The organism is Actinomyces sp., from assembly GCF_030524025.1.
GTDB lineage: Bacteria > Actinomycetota > Actinomycetes > Actinomycetales > Actinomycetaceae > Actinomyces.
The window spans coordinates 1-16,822 of record NZ_JAUNHI010000019.1 but is presented as its reverse complement, the minus strand read 5'-3'; the positions used below and the strand labels follow the sequence as shown (position 1 = coordinate 16,822).

The following is a 16,822-nucleotide window of genomic DNA, read 5'->3' as shown; positions in this document are numbered from 1 at the left end:
CAGGAGGTGGCGCCGCCGAGGGGGTCTCAGCTGTGCCAGTGGGGGCTGAGGGTCACGACGTCTCCGAGGACGACGACGGCCGGGGGCCGCACGCCGGTGCGCTCGGCGACGTCGGGAAGACATCGCATCGTCGAGGTGGTGACGCGCTGGTGGGGCAGCAGGCCGTTCTCGATGACCGCCGCCGGGGTCTCGGGGTCCTTGCCCCGGTCGATCAGCGCGGTCACGACCTGGCGCAGGGTGGCCACGCCCATGAGGATGACAAGAGTGTGCTCCCCGCCCAGTGGGAGCTCGCCCAGCGGCCCGTGGCCGTCCAGGACGGTGAAGGCACGGGCCGTGCCGCGGTGGGTCAGGGGGATGCCCGCCGCGGCCGGAACCGCGATGGCGCTGGTGACCCCGGGGACGACCTCGGGCTCGATGCCGGCGGCGCGGCAGGCGGCCACCTCCTCGCCTCCCCGGCCCAGCACGTAGGGGTCGCCCCCTTTGAGGCGCACCACCCGTCGTCCGGCCCGGGCCTGGTCGACCAGGATCGCGTTGATGTCGTCCTGGATGACGCGGTGGAGGCCGTTCTCCTTGCCGACGTCGATGACCTCGGTGCCCCGGGGAACGGCCTCGCGCGGGGCCAGGCGGTCCAGGACGACGACGTCGGCCCGGGCCAGGGCGGCGAGCCCGGCCTCGGTGACCAGGCCCGCGGGCCCCGGGCCGCCCCCGACGAGTGTGACCGTCCCGCGCGGCTCCTCCGGCGCGCTCACCGCAGCGCCCCTGAGGTCTTAGCGCCCGCGGTGCCGGCGGGCAGGCTGGCCATGCCCGCGGCGAGGGTCGCGCCGTCGGCAGGGTCGACCAGGAGGAAGGCGCCGCCGGCGCGGGAGGCGCCGTAGTCCTCGAGGGGAACCGGCTGGGCCAGGCGCAGGTGCACCTGCCCGATGTCGTTGAGCTCGAGGGCGTCGGCATCGACGTGGGTGAGGTCGTCCAGGTCCAGGCGCCCCAGGACCTGGTCGACGATGGCCTGGACGGTGCGCGCGCCGTGCTTGAGCAGGACGCGGGCGCGGGGACGCAGCGCAGACTCCGAGAGCCAGGCGACAGTGGCCTCGAGCTCGCGCACCGGGACCGGGGCGTCCCCGACCGCAGCGATGAGGTCGCCACGGGCGATGTCGATGTCGTCGGCCAGGCGCAGCGTGACGGACTGTCCCGCCACCGCCCGGCTCAGCGGGCGCTCGGCCAGGTCGATGTCGGTGACCGTCGAGCGCCGTCCCGAGGGCAGGACGACGACCTCGTCGCCGGGGCTGACGGCCCCGGCGCTGATCTGGCCGGCGTAGCCGCGGTAGTCGAGCAGCCGCGGGTCGGCGGCCGCCGTCTGGGGCCGGATGACGGTCTGGACCGGCAGGCGCAGCCCGGTGGTGCCCGGGGCGCTGCCGGGGCTGGAGACCTCGGCGGGCAGCTCCTCGAGGAGCTCCAGAAGGGTCGGGCCGGTGTAGTAGGGAGTCGATGCGGAGGGCTCGACGATGTTGTCGCCCAGCAGCGCCGAGGTGGGGATCGTGTGCACCCGGGCGACGCCGAGGGCCGCCGCGATCTGCTCGAGCTGGGCCGAGATGGTCTCGAAGACCTCCTGGGAGTAGTCGACCAGGTCGATCTTGTTGACCGCGACGACCACTGAGGGCACCCGCAGGAGCGCCGCCACCGCCAGGTGCCGGCGGGTCTGCTCCAGGACGCCGTGGCGGGCGTCGACGAGCAGGACGACGACGTCGGCCGTCGAGGAGCCGGTGACCGTGTTGCGGGTGTACTGCACGTGCCCGGGGCAGTCGGCCAGGATGAAGGAGCGGCGCGGGGTGGCGAAGTACCGGTAGGCGACATCGATGGTGATGCCCTGCTCCCGCTCGGCCCGCAGGCCGTCGGTGAGCAGCGCCAGGTCGGCCCCGTCCAGCCCGCGCTCGGCGCTGACCCGTTCGACGGCTGCCAGCTGGTCGATGAGCACCGACTTGGAGTCGTAGAGGAGCCGTCCCACCAGCGTCGACTTGCCGTCGTCGACGCTCCCGGCCGTGGCCAGTCTCAGCAACGTGGTCATCAGAAGTAGCCCTCCTTCTTGCGGTCCTCCATGGCGGCCTCCGAGAGCCTGTCGTCGGCGCGGGTCGCGCCGCGCTCGGTCAGGGTCGAGGCCGCCACCTCGACGACGACGTCGTGGATCGTGGCCGCGCTGGAGTCCACGGCACCGGTGCACGACATGTCACCCACGGTCCGGTAGCGCACGGTGCGGGTGACCACCGGCTCGTCGGGGCGCGGGGCCGAGACCTTGGAGGCCGCCAGCCACATGCCGTCGCGCTTGAAGACCTGCCGCTCGTGGGCGTAGTAGAGGCTGGGCAGCTCGATGCCCTCGCGCTCGATGTAGCTCCACACGTCCAGCTCGGTCCAGTTCGACAGGGGGAAGACGCGCACGTGCTCCCCCGGGGCGTGCCGTGGATTGAACAGGTTCCACAGCTCGGGGCGCTGGTTGCGCGGGTCCCACTGGCCGAAGGCGTCGCGCAGGGAGACCACCCGCTCCTTGGCCCGCGCCTTCTCCTCGTCACGCCGCCCGCCCCCGAAGACGCCATCGAAACGGCCCTCCTCGATGGCGTCGAGCAGCGGCATGGTCTGCAAGGGGTTGCGCGTGCCGTCGGGGCGCTCACGCAGGCGACCGTCGTCGATGTAGTCCTGGACCCTGGCCACGATCAGCCGCAGGCCCAGGCGCTCGACCGTGGCGTCCCGGTAGGCCAGCACCTCGGGGAAGTTGTGGCCGGTGTCGACGTGGAGGACCGGGAAGGGGATGGGCGCCGGCCAGAAGGCCTTGGCCGCCAGGTGGAGCATGACCACCGAGTCCTTGCCGCCGGAGAACAGCAGCACCGGGCGCTCGACCTCGGCGGTCACCTCCCGGATGATGAGGATCGCCTCGGACTCCAGCACGTCGAGGTCTGACAGGGGCTCGACGGCGGGCGGGGCGGCCACCGGACCGGGCAGGTCGGGCAGCGGGGCGGCAGGGGCGGTGTCGAGGAGAGTCATAGGTGGATTCCGCATTCTGTCTTGGCGAATCCGGCCCAGCGGCCGGAACGGGGGTCTTCGCCCGGCGCGACGCGCCGGGTGCAGGGCTGGCAGCCGATCGAGGGGTAGCCGTCAGCCAGCAGCGGGTTGACCACGACGTGGTGCTCCTCGGCGTAGGCCAGGAGGTCGTCGAGGGTCCAGGCGGCCAGCGGGTTGATCTTGACCAGACCGCGTGAGGCGTCCCAGGACACCAACGGGGTGTGTGTGCGGGTGGAGGCGTCCTCCCGCCGCACCCCGGTGACCCAGGCCTCGTAGCCGGTCAGTGCCCGCTGGAGGGGCTCGACCTTGCGCAGGGCGCAGCAGCGCGTCGGGTCGCGCTCGTAGAGGCGCGGGCCCCAGGCGGCGTCCTGCTCCTCGACGGTCAGGGCGGGCAGGACGTCGACGACGCGCACGTCCAGGCTCGCGGCCACGGCGTCGCGGGTGCCGTAGGTCTCGGCGAAGTGGTAGCCGGTGTCGAGGAACAGGACGTCGACGCCCGGGACGTGGCGCGCCACCAGGTGGGGCAGGACGGCGTCGGCCATCGAGCAGGCCACGGCCAGCGTGCCGGGGAAGGCGGCGGCCGCCCAGGCCATCACTTCATCGGCACTGGCCTCGGAGTCCTCGTCGCCGAGGCCGCCGAGCCGGCCAACGGCCTCCTCGACGACACTCTGGAGCTCCTCGGCAGGGCGCAGGGAGCGGGGCGCCTCAGGGAACCGGGCCCCCGGGGCCTCGGGCGCGATCCGGCCCTCCTGGGGCCTCACTGGTGTCTGGTGCGTCATACGAGCTCCTCCTCATCGGCTCGGTGGGCCCACTGGGCGAAGGTCTCGCCGTCGTGGCGGGCGGCGACGAAGCGGCGGGTGATCCGCTCGACGTAGTCGGCCACGCCGTCGGCGGGGACCTTGAGGCCCCGCACGGTGCGGCCCAGGCCGGCCTCCTCACGCCCGGAGTCGGCCAGGCCGCCACCCAGGTGGACCTGGAAGCCCGGCACCCGCTTGCCGTCGACAGTGATGATCTGGCCCTTGAGGCCGATGTCCGCGATCTGGATCCGGGCGCAGGAGTTGGGGCAGCCGTTGACGTTGAGGCTCAGGGGCCGGTCGAGGTCGAGGTCGGCCAGACGCTCGTCGAGCTCGGCGGCCACGCGGGAGGCCAGGTCCTTGGTCTCGACGATGGCGAACTTGCAGAACTCGATCCCCGTGCACGCCAGGGTGGCGCGCCGGAACGGCCGGGGCGTGACCTGCAGGTCGAGGGCCTCCAGACCGGCGACGAGCTCATCGACCTCGTCCTTCTCGACGTCGAGGATGAGCAGGTTCTGCAGGGGGGTGAAGCGGATCCGGTCGCTTCCGGCGCTGCGGGCCAGGCGGGCCACGGCGCTCAGGCGTTTGCCCCCGATCCTGCCCACCCCGGGGGAGGCGCCGATGAAGAAGCGGCCGTCCTTCTGCTCGTGGACACCCAGGTGGTCGGCGCGTGCGGCGGTCGAGCGCGGGGCGGGCCCGTCGGCCAGCTCGTAGCCGAGGTACTCGTCCTGGAGCACCTGGCGGAAGCGCTGCGGCCCCCACTCGGCCAGGAGGAACTTCATCCGCGCCTTGGCTCGCAGACGCCGGTACCCGTAGTCCCGGAAGATCCTGATCGTTGCGTACCAGACCTCGGCTGCCTGCTCGGGCGTGACGAAGGCGCCCAGCCTCTCCCCCAACCGCGGTGCGGTCGACAGGGCGCCACCGACCCACAGGTCGTAACCGGGGCCCAGCTCGGGGTGGACGACCCCGACCAGGGAGATGTCGTTGATCTCGTGGACGATGTCGAGGCTGGGGTGGCCAGTGATCGCCGTCTTGAACTTGCGCGGCAGGTTCGCCAGCTCGGGGTCGCCGATATAAGTGCGCCGGATCGCCTCGGCCACCGGCGTGGGGTCGATGATCTCGTCGGCGGCGATGCCCGCCACCGGGCTGAGCAGGAAGGCGCGCGGGGTGTCGCCGGCCGACACGATGGTCGACAGGCCCACCTCCTCCAGGCGGCGCCAGATCTCGGGCAGGTCCTCGACCCTGATCCAGTGGAACTGGATGTTCTGCCGGTCGGTGATGTCGGCCGTGTCCCTGCCGAAGGTGGTGGAGATCTCCCCCAGGACCTCGACCTGCTCGGCCGACAGGACCGCGCCGTCGATCCGCACGCGCTGCATGAAGTAGGAGTCCTCGAGCTCGGTGACGTCGAGCTGGGCCGTGCGGCCACCGTCGATACCCGGCTTGCGCTGGGTGTACAGGCCCCACCACCGCAGGCGCACGTGGAGGTCGTCGGGGTCGATGGAGTCGAAGCCCTCCAGGGCGTAGCGCTCCTCGACCCGCTGACGCACCTCGAGCGGAGGGCTCAGCTGCTTGACGGTCTCGTTGGGGTTGAGCGGTGCACGCCCGTCCACGGCCCACTGGCCGTTGGAGCGGCCGGCACGCGGGGGGCGAACCGGGCGCTGGGAGGTCCGCTGGGCGCCTTCGTCGGGCTGGGTCGTCGGGGATGGGGCAGTCACGGATGTCTCGCTCATCGCTTCCTCAGTGGTGGGAGGGTGTGAGCGTCCGGAGAGCCGATGTCAGGCTGTGTCCCGGTGGGGGCTGGACCCGTGGTTGGCCGAGCGCCTCGGCCGCCATGCCTCCGGACGCTGTGCGCCGGAGCCTCCGAGGGATGCTGCGTCTCGGAGCGTCAGGCGCCGGTCAGGCCTGACAACACATGGAGCACAGGACACGCAGCGTGCCGAGGCGGGCAGGGGCCGCCGGGCGGTGTGCGAGGTCCGTGGTCACACGACCAACCTAGGCCCTGGTACGCCGAAGGGTCAACTGGGGTGGGGGGGGGGGGGGGGGACCGGCACCCACCCACCCCCCATTTGAACCCCAGCCGCGCCCCCCGGGGGCGTCGGGGTGTGGGGGGTGGGGGCGGGGGTGTGGTCACACTCCCCCCCGCGCGGGGGGAGCGCGGTGGGGGCGGGGGGGGGGGGGGGGGGGCCCCCCCCCCCCCCCCCCCCCACCCCAGTTGACACCCATTCCGGCGCCGCCGGCTCAGTCCTGTGTGTCCTGTGTGACGCCGGTGTACGCCTCGAGCTCGTCGTGCAGGACGCGGAAGCCCGCGTCGAAGGCGTCCTTGTCAATGGGCAGCTCGAGCCCGCGGCACTCGGCCGCCAGGGCCGCCATCGGCCCCGCCTCGGGGAAGCCCTGCTGCGCCAGTGCCTCGACCCGCACGATGACCGTCTCGCAGTCCACGGCATCGCCCGACTGCTCCTCGGCGGCGGGCTCGGCCGCCGGCACCTCCTCGGCGGCGGGCTCCTCGCTCTCGCTGTCCCCAGTCGGCGGCGCGTCGGCCGTCAGGGGCACGGCGCCCTCGTCGCGCAGGGTGCGCAGCCACCGGTCGAGGGGACGCTGGGTGGAGTCGAGGTCCTTGACCAGGGCGCGGGTGTGCACATCGAGCTCGGCCACGCCCGTGCGCACCGCCGCGCTCGTGTCCGCCAGGCTCCCGGTCCCTTCCTCCAGGGCCCGGCACAGCAGCGTCATGGATGCCAGGGCGTCCTCCTCGCCGTCGTGCACGGCCGAGGCGGCGAAGCGTCCCACCATGAGGGTGAGAAGCCGCATCTGGGAGGCCAGGAAACGCAGCCGGACGACCTCGCGACGCAGCTCGTCCATCTCCGTGGGCAGGGAACCGAGGATCTCGACGGCGCTGCTCAGCGCGGTGACCACCCGCTCGCTCGTGCGCGGCGCGGAGGAGTCGGAGTCGGGGCTGCCCACCGACGAGACGCCGGCGATCACGTCCCGGGCGCGCTGGGACATGTCGGCCATCTCCGAGGAGCGTGCGTCCAGCGCGCCCAGCAGGCGGCTGTACTCGTCGAGCTGACGCACCAGGGCGTCGGAGTCGCGCTCGACGGTGCGCACAACCTCGAGGATCCGGCCCAGCGGCCCCGTGGCCTCGGGGGTCTCGGGCACGCGCACACCCGCCCCCAGCAGCAGCTGGAGCTCGGTGGGAAGCAGGGCCTGGGTCATGTCGTACAGGGAGCCGAAGCCCAGCGGCGCGAGGGCCGCGGCCAGCTCGCCGGCGCCGTAGACCCCGACCTCGTAGCGGGAGGCGCCCTCGCCCGCGACCCGCCGCTCCTCGGCGCGCACCGTCTCATAGACGGACTCCACCAGGGTGCGAACCTCATCGTTCTGCGGCTTCATGCGCACCGACAGGTAGTCCTCCCCCACTGGCACGACCACAGCGAAGACGCGGTAGTCCAGGTCGTCATTGGCCTTGTTGACCACGTAGGCGCACACCGGCAGACCCTGGGACAGGTCGTCCCACATGAGCTTGAAGGCGCCCGCCGGCATCGTGTCGTGGCGGATGAGGTTGTGCGGCGCCCCGATGAGCTCGTCGCGCCCGAAGGCCGAGAGCTGGACGAAGGTGGAGTTCGACCGCGTGATGACGCCCTTGGCGTCGGTGACCGAGAAGAAGATGTCTTCCGGGTCGAAGAAGCGCTCGTTACCGACGACGTGCTCCATACTTTCCTCTCAGGGACGACTGATGGGCGGGGCCCCGCAAGCCGCGATGGCACGGCCAGGACGACAAGCGCCCCGGTCCCGTGGGCGGGGCCGAGGCACAAGTCTCAACTAGGACGATGGTACGACGCAAGGTCACGCGCCGGTTACGATCCGTTGTCTCAGGCGCGGGGGGCGTTGACATCCTCCGGCAGGGCCTTGCGGGCGACGTCGACGAGGGCCGAGAAGGCGGCCGGCTCGTTGACGGCCAGCTCGGCCAGCATGCGGCGGTCGACCTCGACGCCGGCCAGGCCCAGGCCCTGGATGAACCGGTTGTAGGTCATGCCCTCCGCACGGGCGGCGGCGTTGATGCGCTGGATCCACAGGCGACGGAAGTCGCCCTTGCGGGCGCGACGGTCGCGGAAGGCGTAGACGCCGGAGTGGGTGACCTGCTCCTTGGCCTTGCGGTAGAGGCGCGAGCGCTGCCCGCGGTATCCCGACGCGCGGTCGAGAACGGTACGACGCTTCTTCTGGGCGTTGACAGCCCGCTTCACACGTGCCATGTGATGACTCCTTGGGGTGGTGGGGCGCTCAGCGACCGAGCAGCTTCTTGGCCTGACGACGGTCCGCCCGGGAGACCGGCTGGTCCTGGGCGAGCTTGCGCTTGCGGCGGGAGGACTTGCCCTCGAGCAGGTGGCGCTTGTTGGCCTGCTCACGCATGAACTTGCCGCTGCCGGTGACCCGGAAGCGCTTCTTGGCACCGGAGTGCGTCTTGTTCTTCGGCATTCTCGATTTCCTCGTTCTCGGCCCCGGCCTGGACGGCCCGGGCTGCGGACCCCGCACGGTCTGCCGCGGGGTGGGTGATGGTCTGCGTATTCAGGGGCTCAGCCCTGGGCCTCCTCCGGCGGGGCCTGGTCGTCCTGACCGGTGCGGCCCTCCGGCTGAGTCTTCCTCGTCCGGTGGGAGTGCTTCTCGGCCCGACGGCTCGCGCGGGCCTCCTCCCGACGACGGCGCTGGTCCGACTTGACCTCGGTCTTCTTGCGTGTGGGCGCCAGGACCATGACCATGTTCCGTCCGTCCTGTCGCGGGTGGGACTCGATGGTGCCCAGCTCGGACATCTCCTCGGCCACACGCTGGAGCAGCCGGATGCCCAGCTCCGGGCGGGACTGCTCGCGCCCGCGGAAGCGGACGATGCACTTGACCTTGTCCCCGCCCTTGAGGAATCGCTCGACGTGGCCCATCTTCGTGGCGTAGTCGTGCTCATCGATCTTGGGGCGGAACTGGATCTCCTTGAGCTGGGTGTTCGCCTGGTTCCTCCGGGCGTCGCGCGCCTTCATGGCCGACTCGTACTTGAACTTGCCGTAGTCCATGAGCTTGCACACCGGGGGGCGCGCGTCAGGCGCCACCTCGACCAGGTCGAGGTTGGCCTCCTCGGCCAGGCGCAGGGCGTCCTCGAGGCGGACGACGCCGACCTGCTCGCCACTGGGGCCGACCAGGCGCACCTCGGGGACGCGGATCCGTTCGTTGATACGGGGCTCGCTGATGACTGTTCCTCACTCTTGGTGACGGTGACCGCCACGACGAGAAGGGGCCCCGCCGCAGTACGCGCGCGAAGGCCCCGCATGTGCTCGCCCGAGCACGGCCGCGCTGGGACGCGCGACCGCCGAGGATTGCTCCTCGCATGACCCGACCCCTTGCTCGGGACCCAGGTGGGATCTCTCCGCTTGCGAGCCGGAGACAGACTCCGGCCGGTCGGTTGAGAAGGCTATCAGGTCGGGCCGGTCCCCGGCAGCCCCATCCCCCCGATCTCACCGTGACCCTCCCCACCCCGAGAGGTCGGAGGCACAGGGCACAGCTCGACCGCCTCGAGGCGCTCCCCCCAGGCGGGGTCGGACACGACCCGGCCGCACTCGGCCAGGACCGCCTGCACCTGCCGCGCACCCTGGGGATCAAGCAGGACGAGGACCCGCAGGCCCGCTCCCGCGCCCGGCCCGAGCCGCGCACCCTCGACACCGGGGACGGCGCCCAGGCGTCGCTCGAGCTCACCGACGAGACGACCGTCGCGCCACGGGGGCACCCACGCCTCCCCCCGGGCCACCGCGGCCACCGCCGTGCGCGGCACCAGCAGGTCGACCGTTCCGGGGTCCACGAGCCACAGCCCGTCGGCCTCCCGGCGGGCGAGCCCGGCTGCGCGGCCCACCGCCACCGGGACCGGCCGGGCCCGCGGACGCCAGGCGGCGAGCGCGGCGGCCCCGGTGAACACCGGCAGGGCGAGCCTTCCGCCCTGCACCTTCACCGCCGGGCAGGCCGGGTCGGCCGTCCGGACGCCGGCGTCCCCACCCGAACCACACCCCTCCCGCGGCACACGGGGGTGGGGATCGACCGGCACGAGGACCCGCCCACCGCTGAGAGCAGCGAGGAGCCGCTCCAGGCGCCGGTGCCCGTCAGCCTCCGTCAGGGCACGAGCGACCGCCGGGGCCACCGCGCCGTCGTCGTGCGGGAAGGCGGTGGGCGCGGCCAGGAGCCGGGCGAGCCTGCGGTGCGCGGCCTGCGCAGGAGGCTCGCCCCGGCCGCCGACCGTGGGCCGGTCCTCAGGCACCGGGCTCCTGGCCGCGGGCGACAGCCAGGGCGTCGGGCAGGGTCATGTTCCCGTTGTACAGCGCCTTGCCGATGATGGCCCCCTCAACGCCCTCGGGCACGAGCCGGGCCAGCGCCCTGAGGTCATCGAGGCCCGAGATGCCGCCCGAGGCCACCACCGGTGCGTCGGTCCGGGCGCAGACCTGACGCAGCAGCTCGGTGTTGGGGCCGGTCAAGGTGCCGTCGCGGGTCACATCGGTCACGACGTAACGGGTGCAGCCGGCGGCGTCAAGGCGCTCCAGGGTCTCCCACAGGTCCCCGCCCTCCCGGGTCCAGCCGCGAGCAGCTAGGGTCGTTCCACGGACGTCGAGGCCCACGGCGATGGCCTCACCGTGCTCAGCGATGACCCGCTCGGTCCACTCGGGGTCCTCGAGCGCCGCCGTGCCGAGGTTGACACGCGCCGCGCCCGCATCGAGAGCGCGCGCCAGCGAGGCGTCATCGCGGATGCCTCCGGACAGCTCGACCTTGATGCCGACCTCGGCCACGATGCGCGCCAGCAGGGGGGCGTTGGAGCCGCGCCCGAAGGCTGCGTCCAGATCGACCAGGTGGATCCACTCCGCACCGGCGGCCACCCAGTCCTGCGCAGCCTCCACGGGGCTGCCGTAGTCGGTCTCGGAGCCGGCCTCCCCCTGGAGGAGACGGACGGCCTTGCCGTCGGCGACGTCGACGGCGGGAAGAAGGGTGAGCATGGTCGAACTCCTCGGATCGGGTGTGCCCGGCGGGTGCCGGCGATGGGTCACAGCGTCGTCAGCCAGTTGCGCAGCAGCCGGGCCCCGGCGTCCCCGGACTTCTCGGGGTGGAACTGGGTGGCGCACAGCGCGCCGTTCTCCACGGCGGCCACGAAGTCCTGACCGTGTCTGGCCCAGGTGGCCAGCGGCGGACGTGTCGGGCCCTGCCCGAGCAGGGCCGCGGGGTCGGTGGTGGCCGCGTAGGAGTGGACGAAGTAGAAGCGCTCCTGGTCCAGGCCCTCGAAGAGCACCGAGCCCTCCGGGGGGCGCACCCGGCTCCACCCCATGTGGGGCACGACGTCGGCCTGCAGGCGGGTGACGGTCCCGGGCCACTGGGCCAGGCCCTCGATCCCCCGGCCGTCGACGGCGTGCTCGGCCGATGACTCGAACATGACCTGCATGCCCACGCAGATGCCCAGCACCGGCCGGCCCCCGGCCAGGCGGCGATCGATGAGGCGGGGGGCGTCGACCGCCCGGAGCTGGTCCATCACCGCCCCGAAGGCGCCGACACCGGGGACCACCAGGCCGTCGGCGCGCGCCACGGCCTCGGCGTCGTCGGTCAGCTTCACCCGGGCCCCGACGCGCTCGAGCGCGCGCACGGCGGAGCGCACATTGCCGCTTCCGTAGGACAGGACGACCACCCGGGGTGCTTTCACGCCCCGAAGCCTACCCGCCCCCGGCGGGTGTGCCCTCCGGGCCGGACCGGCGCTCCGCCCCGACTTCACACTCCGGGCCCTCAGGCGCGAGGATGGCGCGCTGACCAGCACGCCCGTCCCACCACCGCCGCCCCAGGCCACCGCGCAGCTGCACATCCCGGGGGTCAGGCTCCTCGACGTCATCGGCCGCGGCGGGTTCGCCACCGTGTACGGCGGTGTGCAGGAGTCGATGGCACGGCCGGTGGCGGTCAAGATCGACTCCCGGCCCCTGAGCGATGAGCGCAACAGGCGCCGCTACCTGCGCGAGGTCCAGGCGGCGGGACGGATCACCGGCCACCCGCACGTCGTGTCACTCATCACACCGGCGTGCTGCCCGATGACCGGCCCTTCATCGTCATGGAGCGCTGCGACGGGGGAAGCCTGGTCGACCTGGTGGCGGGCGGCCCGGTGGCGCCGGCCGACGCCGTGCCCCTCGTGCGCGCCGCCGCTTCGGCGCTAGGGGCGGCCCAGGCCTACGGATTCGACAACCCCGAGGTCTCCGTCCTAGGCCCCAGCGAGGTCGAGTGGACGGTCAACGGCAACCGCGGCTTGTCGTGCGTCCCCTCATCGGCCTGACCGCCCGAACCCGTGTCACCCCACCCACCCCCTTTGCGAGATCGGGACATATGTCCCGATCTCGCGGTGTCATATCTACCGATCTCGGTGAGGGGGGAGGGTCCCGGGGCCGGTCAGCTCGGCTGGTTGCCGTCCTCGTGCGCACCGGCGTCGTCGTGACGGCCCCGGCCGCGACCCCGGCGCAGGCCTCGTCCCAGCCGGCGCAGCGCGCCTCCGGGCTTGACCTCGGCCGTGCGGACCGCCCCGCGCACCTCATCGGCCTTGACCGCGCCGATGAGGACGTCCTCGACGACCTGGTCGACCCCGGCCAGCAGCAGCCCGGCCGAGGCCTCCTCCCCCGCCGCGCCGTTGTCATAGCGCCGGGCGGTGATCGTCCCCGACAGCCCCTTCTCGATACCGACGTCGGTGGCCAGGTCGGCGGTCAGAAGAACGACGCCGCCCCGACTGAAGCGCGACAGGGCACCGGCGAGCTCCGCCGCCTCGGCGGGCTCGGTCTCCAGCCCGCCGAAGAGCTCGGCGACATCCCACTCGGCGTGGGCCGAGACGAACTCCTTGACCGCGAAGGCGCCCGAGGCCGCCGGGACGATCGTGCAGTCGAGACCGCTCATCGCGCACAGCCCGGCCAGCGCCTCGGCGTTGGCGATCGGGGTGAGCACGACGGCCACCTTGACGGCCTTGGGCGCCCCGCCCGCTGCGCCGCCGGCGGCAGGGCCTGGAGCGCTCCCGTCCTCGGCTGCAGCCCCCTGCGCCCCGGCCCCGCCGGCGATCCCACCGGCCTGCGGGACGATGCCGCCCTCGGTGCGCCCTTGCCCATCGGGCTCGGGGGCCGGGGGAGCCTCGAGGTCGAGCCCTTCCATCATCGCGGCGAAACGGGCGTCGATGTCCTCGTCCCCGCCGTCCTGCCTGTCGACATCCCGTCCGTCGCCCATCACAGCGCCCCCTTGGTCGACGGGATCCCGTCGACCCGCGGGTCGGGCTCCACCGCGGCGCGCAGCGCCCGGGCCAGGGCCTTGAACTCGGCCTCGGCGATGTGGTGGGGGTCCCGTCCGGACAGGACGCGCACATGCAGGCAGATGCCCGCGTGGTAGGCGATCGCCTCAAGGACGTGGCGGACCATCGAGCCGGTGAAGTGCCCGCCCAGGAGATGATGGACGAAGGCCTCCGACTCGCCGTCGTGCATGAGGTAGGGCCGGCCCGACACGTCGACCACCGCCTGCGCCAGGGCCTCGTCGAGTGGGACGAGGGCGTCCCCGAAGCGCTTGATGCCGCGCTTGTCCCCCAGGGCCACGCGCAGCGCCTGCCCGATGCAGATAGCGGTGTCCTCCACGGTGTGGTGGACGTCGATGTCGGTGTCCCCACTTGCCCGAACGGTCAGGTCGATGAGGGAGTGCTTGCCCAGCGCGGTGAGCATGTGGTCGTAGAAGGGGACGGTCGTCGCCACTTCTGTGCGCCCGGTGCCGTCGAGGTCGATCTCGACGACGACCGTCGACTCACTCGTGGAACGTTCGATACGGGCGGTACGGCTCATGCGGGCGCCTCCTGCGCGGTGGTGTGGTCGGGTGCGGACAGGATCCGGGTGAGCGCGGCGCGGAAGAGCCCCATCTCCTCGGGGGTGCCCACCGAGACCCTCAGGTACCCGTCGGGCCCGACGACGCGGATGAGCACCCCGTGATCGAGCAGGTCGCGCCACACGGCCTCGCGGTCGGCGAAAGGGCCGAACAGGACGAAGTTGGCGTCGGAGTCGTGCGCGGTCAGGCCTTGGGCGCGCAGCCACGCCACCAGCCCGTCGCGCTCGGCGCGCAGGGAGGCCACCTGCTCCATCAGCTCCTCGCGGTGGTCCAGGGCGGCGACGGCCGCCGCCTGAGTGAGCGCCGACAGGTGGTAGGGCAGGCGCACAACGCGCAGAGCGTCGACGACGCCCGGCGCCGCGGCCAGGTAGCCCAGCCGCAGCCCCGCCATGCCGAAGGCCTTGCTCATCGTCCGGGTGACCGCCAGGTGGGGGTTGTCCTCGAGAAGCTCGAGCGCGCTGGGGACCCCGGGCCGGCGGAACTCCCCGTAGGCCTCGTCGACGACGACCAGAGCGTCGGTGGGACGGCCCTGCGGGTCGAGGGGGCCGTTGCCCCGGGCGGCGTCGAGCAGCGCCTGGAGCTGGTCGGTCGGCAGTGCCGTCCCGGTGGGGTTGTTGGGGCTGGCCACGATAACGACGGCGGGTCGGTGGGCCCGCACGGCGGCGACCGCCTCGCCGTTCGGCCCGAGGGTGAAGTCGGCCGAGCGCAGCGCGGTCACGAACGGGGTGAGCGTGTCGCGGGCGTACTCGGGGTACATCGCGTAGGTGGGGGCGAAGCTGAGGCACGGCCGCTCGGGGCCACCGAAGGCCTGGAGGACGTGGAGCATGACCTCGTTCGAGCCGTTGGCCGCCCAGATCCGCTCCGAAGGCAGGCGCACGCCGGACTCGACGGCGAGGTAGTCGGCCAGGGCCTCGCGCAGCGCCGGGAAGTCGCGGTCCGGGTAGCGGTTGGCCCCCGCCACCGCCTGGGCTGCTGCCGCCGCGATGCCTGCGACGACCGCCTCCGAGGGGGGGTAGGGGTTCTCGTTGACGTTGAGGCGCACCGGAACCTTGAGCTCCGGGGCGCCGTAGGGCTCGCATCCCTCAAGGCCGGGTCGCAGACGGGGTGTGGTCACGGCCCGCAGTCTACGCGGCCGCTCAGTCCCCGCCGGTCGGCCCCGCGTCCGGGGCCGCCGCCTCGTGGTGCAGGCGGATGGAGACCAGACGGCCCTGGTCGTCCAGGGCGTACTCGACCAGGACCGCACCGCCGGCGCCGTCGCTGACCGTCAGGCAGCGCGCCCCCGATGGGTCGACACCCTGGGAGACCGTCCAGCCGGGCAGGAGCCGGACCAGCCCCTCCAGGGACCATGCCGGGTCGTCGAGGCCCGGCAGGAGGCGCGGCAGCCGGGAGGTGACGTCCGCCAGGGCGAGCGGGGGCAGAGGGCGGGACAGCTGATCGAGCAGGACCACGGCGCGCGAGCCGCCGCCGACCGGCATGGAGTAGTAGCAGTACGAGGGCCCGAAGAGCTCGACGCCCAGCGCGCCGACGTCGTGGGCCAGGGCCGCGATGACCTCACCCTGGTCGGCCCCCTACGGGATGGGGTAGGCGACGTCCTCGGCGACCAGCTGGCCGAGCCCGTGGTCGACCCCTGCCCGCCGGACCCCGGCGGCCAGGGTGACGGCGCCCCGCATACCGGCCCAGACGATGACCGAGGCCTCCCGGAGGCCAAGGGGCTCGTTGAGGAAGTAGTCGAGGTCGTTGCGGCTGCGCCGCTGCCGCCGCCGTTCCCGCTCCAGCCGGCGGGACCACCGGTGCAGCGCCCGGTCCCACTCCTGCGGCGTGAGGTGCCGGGCGGTGAGCATCTCCGGGTCGACCTCGCAGGCGCACGACAGGCGCTGCTCGAAAGCGCTCATGCGCTCCTCCCAGCGCTCGTAGCGTCGTCGGGAACGCCTCCCCAGCCGGCGCAGCCAGGCCAGCAGCGGCACAACGAAGACGGCACGCAGGGCGACCGTCAGGGTCCCCGCCGTCAAGGCCAGGAGAACCACCCAGGTCACGCCGCCGGCCACCTCCCCCACCTCACTGACGATGCCGTAGGCCTGCAGCCCCATGGTCAGGAAGACGCCCCCCCCCGAGAACCAGCTGGACCGTGCGCCAGTTGTGCTGGGCCGTGCGCCGGTTGGCAGGCGAGACGAGCAGCGGGGCGCGGTAGGAGCCCACGAGCCCGGCCACGACGGCGGCCACCAGCCCCGAGCCGCCGAGGTGCTCGGCCGGGATCGAGGCCAGGAAAGGGATCGTGAAGGAGATGACCGTGTTGGCGGTCGGGTCGCTGACCCGTGCGCACACGCGCGTGCTCACCTCCCCGACCACCCAGCCCACGGCCAGAGCGATCGCCAGGGCGAGAAGGAAGTCGAGCACGAGGCTGCCCGGCTCCAGGGCGTGGGTGTCGGTCATGAGCCCTGCTGCCGTGGCCGAGGACAGCAGGACGAGCGCGGTGGCGTCGTTGAACAGGCCCTCGCCCTCAAGGATCGTGATGATGCGCTGGGAGACTCCCAGGTCCTTGGCAATGGCCACGGCCACGGCGTCGGTCGGGCTGAGCACGGCGCCCAGCGCAATGGCCCAGGGCAGCGGCAGGACCGGGACGATCGCGTGGATGACGAGCCCCAGGACCACGGCCGTCATGACGACCAGGCCGACGGCCAGGCCCGCCACCGCGATGAGCTCGCGACGGAAGTCCATGACGGGCATGGACACGGCCGCACCGAACAGCAGTGGCGGAAGGACTATCTCCAGGACGATCTCCGGGTCCACTCGATGGCACCGACCATCGGCAGGAAGCCCACGGCGACGCCCAGGCCAAGCAGGATGAGCGGAGAGGCCAGGCCGAGCCGGGGTGCGATCTGGCTGCACGCGGCGATGACAAGCAGGTCCACAGTCGCAGGCTACGGCCACCCCTGCCGGTGGGGCACGGTCTCAGAAAGCACGCCACTGGCCGGTTCAATAGCGGCGGCCCTGGCCGGGTTCGTGGCGGCCGCCGCGATAGGCCCGGGACCGGCCGTCGGAACGCTGCTCATCGGGCAGGCCGGGACCGCCCCGCCGCCCGCGCCCCGCCCCGCCGCCCC

At 72.9% G+C, this 16,822-nt stretch carries 19 protein-coding genes and 1 pseudogene; 1 reads left to right on the top strand and 19 read right to left on the bottom strand.

Going from position 1 to position 16,822, the window contains the following annotated elements:
- Positions 1 to 26: 26 nt before the first annotated feature.
- The 12 genes and pseudogenes from cobA to hisH form a co-directional block, all read right to left on the bottom strand.
- Positions 27 to 749: a uroporphyrinogen-III C-methyltransferase gene (cobA, locus tag Q4C85_RS08070; protein WP_303141153.1), complete on the bottom strand. Its 723-nt coding sequence runs from the start codon at positions 747 to 749 to the stop codon at positions 27 to 29.
- On the bottom strand, positions 746 to 2,059 hold the full coding sequence (locus Q4C85_RS08065; RefSeq protein WP_303141152.1) for a sulfate adenylyltransferase subunit 1: 1,314 nt from the start codon (positions 2,057 to 2,059) through the stop codon (positions 746 to 748). Before Q4C85_RS08065 ends, cobA begins: the two co-directional genes overlap by 4 nt.
- Positions 2,059 to 3,027, bottom strand: a complete 969-nt coding sequence (cysD, locus tag Q4C85_RS08060; protein ID WP_303141151.1) for a sulfate adenylyltransferase subunit CysD — start codon at positions 3,025 to 3,027, stop codon at positions 2,059 to 2,061. The genes Q4C85_RS08065 and cysD overlap by 1 nt, the downstream gene beginning before the upstream one ends.
- The gene (locus tag Q4C85_RS08055) at positions 3,024 to 3,824 is read right to left on the bottom strand and encodes a phosphoadenylyl-sulfate reductase (protein WP_303141150.1); all 801 of its coding nucleotides are present in this window, start codon (positions 3,822 to 3,824) and stop codon (positions 3,024 to 3,026) included. Before Q4C85_RS08055 ends, cysD begins: the two co-directional genes overlap by 4 nt.
- On the bottom strand, positions 3,821 to 5,569 hold the full coding sequence (locus tag Q4C85_RS08050) for a nitrite/sulfite reductase (RefSeq protein WP_303141149.1): 1,749 nt from the start codon (positions 5,567 to 5,569) through the stop codon (positions 3,821 to 3,823). The genes Q4C85_RS08055 and Q4C85_RS08050 overlap by 4 nt, the downstream gene beginning before the upstream one ends.
- Before the next feature lie 508 nt (positions 5,570 to 6,077).
- Complete coding sequence (locus Q4C85_RS08045) at positions 6,078 to 7,544, bottom strand: diguanylate cyclase (RefSeq protein ID WP_303141148.1); 1,467 nt, start codon at positions 7,542 to 7,544, stop codon at positions 6,078 to 6,080.
- 158 nt (positions 7,545 to 7,702) lie between these two features.
- Positions 7,703 to 8,083, bottom strand: coding sequence for a 50S ribosomal protein L20 (rplT, locus tag Q4C85_RS08040; RefSeq protein WP_303141147.1), 381 nt, complete (start codon positions 8,081 to 8,083; stop codon positions 7,703 to 7,705).
- A 28-nt stretch (positions 8,084 to 8,111) separates the two neighbouring features.
- Positions 8,112 to 8,306 carry a 50S ribosomal protein L35 gene (gene rpmI / locus Q4C85_RS08035; RefSeq protein ID WP_303141145.1) on the bottom strand — a complete coding sequence of 65 codons (195 nt, stop codon included), beginning with the start codon at positions 8,304 to 8,306 and terminating at the stop codon, positions 8,112 to 8,114.
- 248 nt (positions 8,307 to 8,554) lie between these two features.
- Positions 8,555 to 9,064 (bottom strand): annotated as a pseudogene (gene infC / locus Q4C85_RS08030) (translation initiation factor IF-3); the annotation flags it as partial.
- A gap of 224 nt (positions 9,065 to 9,288) precedes the next feature.
- A complete protein-coding gene (locus Q4C85_RS08025) occupies positions 9,289 to 10,119 on the bottom strand; it encodes an SseB family protein (RefSeq protein WP_303141143.1) in 831 nt (276 codons plus the stop codon).
- Complete coding sequence (gene priA, locus Q4C85_RS08020; protein ID WP_303141142.1) at positions 10,112 to 10,846, bottom strand: bifunctional 1-(5-phosphoribosyl)-5-((5-phosphoribosylamino)methylideneamino)imidazole-4-carboxamide isomerase/phosphoribosylanthranilate isomerase PriA; 735 nt, start codon at positions 10,844 to 10,846, stop codon at positions 10,112 to 10,114. Before priA ends, Q4C85_RS08025 begins: the two co-directional genes overlap by 8 nt.
- Before the next feature lie 47 nt (positions 10,847 to 10,893).
- Complete coding sequence (gene hisH / locus Q4C85_RS08015; protein WP_303141140.1) at positions 10,894 to 11,541, bottom strand: imidazole glycerol phosphate synthase subunit HisH; 648 nt, start codon at positions 11,539 to 11,541, stop codon at positions 10,894 to 10,896.
- A 366-nt stretch (positions 11,542 to 11,907) separates the two neighbouring features.
- On the opposite strand from hisH, the gene Q4C85_RS08010 reads away from it, so the two are divergent.
- Positions 11,908 to 12,156 carry a hypothetical protein gene (locus Q4C85_RS08010; RefSeq protein ID WP_303141139.1) on the top strand — a complete coding sequence of 83 codons (249 nt, stop codon included), beginning with the start codon at positions 11,908 to 11,910 and terminating at the stop codon, positions 12,154 to 12,156.
- Positions 12,157 to 12,269: 113 nt separating this feature from the next.
- Here Q4C85_RS08010 and Q4C85_RS08005 read toward each other — a convergent pair whose 3' ends face one another.
- The 7 genes from Q4C85_RS08005 to Q4C85_RS11785 form a co-directional block, all read right to left on the bottom strand.
- Positions 12,270 to 13,085 carry a hypothetical protein gene (locus Q4C85_RS08005; protein WP_303141138.1) on the bottom strand — a complete coding sequence of 272 codons (816 nt, stop codon included), beginning with the start codon at positions 13,083 to 13,085 and terminating at the stop codon, positions 12,270 to 12,272.
- The gene (gene hisB, locus Q4C85_RS08000) at positions 13,085 to 13,684 is read right to left on the bottom strand and encodes an imidazoleglycerol-phosphate dehydratase HisB (protein WP_303141137.1); all 600 of its coding nucleotides are present in this window, start codon (positions 13,682 to 13,684) and stop codon (positions 13,085 to 13,087) included. Before hisB ends, Q4C85_RS08005 begins: the two co-directional genes overlap by 1 nt.
- Positions 13,681 to 14,838 carry a histidinol-phosphate transaminase gene (locus Q4C85_RS07995; protein WP_303141136.1) on the bottom strand — a complete coding sequence of 386 codons (1,158 nt, stop codon included), beginning with the start codon at positions 14,836 to 14,838 and terminating at the stop codon, positions 13,681 to 13,683. Before Q4C85_RS07995 ends, hisB begins: the two co-directional genes overlap by 4 nt.
- A 22-nt stretch (positions 14,839 to 14,860) precedes the next feature.
- The gene (locus Q4C85_RS07990) at positions 14,861 to 15,199 is read right to left on the bottom strand and encodes a hypothetical protein (protein WP_303141135.1); all 339 of its coding nucleotides are present in this window, start codon (positions 15,197 to 15,199) and stop codon (positions 14,861 to 14,863) included.
- Between the two features lie 93 nt (positions 15,200 to 15,292).
- A complete protein-coding gene (locus Q4C85_RS11795; RefSeq protein ID WP_368501436.1) occupies positions 15,293 to 15,811 on the bottom strand; it encodes a hypothetical protein in 519 nt (172 codons plus the stop codon).
- On the bottom strand, positions 15,780 to 16,511 hold the full coding sequence (locus Q4C85_RS11790; RefSeq protein ID WP_368501435.1) for a cation:proton antiporter: 732 nt from the start codon (positions 16,509 to 16,511) through the stop codon (positions 15,780 to 15,782). The genes Q4C85_RS11795 and Q4C85_RS11790 overlap by 32 nt, the downstream gene beginning before the upstream one ends.
- A complete protein-coding gene (locus Q4C85_RS11785; protein ID WP_368501434.1) occupies positions 16,484 to 16,633 on the bottom strand; it encodes a hypothetical protein in 150 nt (49 codons plus the stop codon). Before Q4C85_RS11785 ends, Q4C85_RS11790 begins: the two co-directional genes overlap by 28 nt.
- Between the last annotated feature and the right edge of the window lie 189 nt (positions 16,634 to 16,822).

What these genes read in the sequence shown, in the direction of transcription:
- Q4C85_RS08055 (WP_303141150.1), bottom strand. Translation starts at nt 3,824, where the DNA reads ATGACGCACCAGACACCAGTGAGGCCCCAGGAGGGCCGGATCGCGCCC.
- rpmI (WP_303141145.1), bottom strand. Translation starts at nt 8,306, where the DNA reads ATGCCGAAGAACAAGACGCACTCCGGTGCCAAGAAGCGCTTCCGGGTC.
- Q4C85_RS11795 (WP_368501436.1), bottom strand. Translation starts at nt 15,811, where the DNA reads ATGGGGCTGCAGGCCTACGGCATCGTCAGTGAGGTGGGGGAGGTGGCC.
- Q4C85_RS08050 (WP_303141149.1), bottom strand. Translation starts at nt 5,569, where the DNA reads ATGAGCGAGACATCCGTGACTGCCCCATCCCCGACGACCCAGCCCGAC.
- priA (WP_303141142.1), bottom strand. Translation starts at nt 10,846, where the DNA reads ATGCTCACCCTTCTTCCCGCCGTCGACGTCGCCGACGGCAAGGCCGTC.
- cysD (WP_303141151.1), bottom strand. Translation starts at nt 3,027, where the DNA reads ATGACTCTCCTCGACACCGCCCCTGCCGCCCCGCTGCCCGACCTGCCC.
- Q4C85_RS07990 (WP_303141135.1), bottom strand. Translation starts at nt 15,199, where the DNA reads ATGCCGGTCGGCGGCGGCTCGCGCGCCGTGGTCCTGCTCGATCAGCTG.
- Q4C85_RS08005 (WP_303141138.1), bottom strand. Translation starts at nt 13,085, where the DNA reads ATGGGCGACGGACGGGATGTCGACAGGCAGGACGGCGGGGACGAGGAC.
- hisB (WP_303141137.1), bottom strand. Translation starts at nt 13,684, where the DNA reads ATGAGCCGTACCGCCCGTATCGAACGTTCCACGAGTGAGTCGACGGTC.
- Q4C85_RS08045 (WP_303141148.1), bottom strand. Translation starts at nt 7,544, where the DNA reads ATGGAGCACGTCGTCGGTAACGAGCGCTTCTTCGACCCGGAAGACATC.
- rplT (WP_303141147.1), bottom strand. Translation starts at nt 8,083, where the DNA reads ATGGCACGTGTGAAGCGGGCTGTCAACGCCCAGAAGAAGCGTCGTACC.
- Q4C85_RS08065 (WP_303141152.1), bottom strand. Translation starts at nt 2,059, where the DNA reads ATGACCACGTTGCTGAGACTGGCCACGGCCGGGAGCGTCGACGACGGC.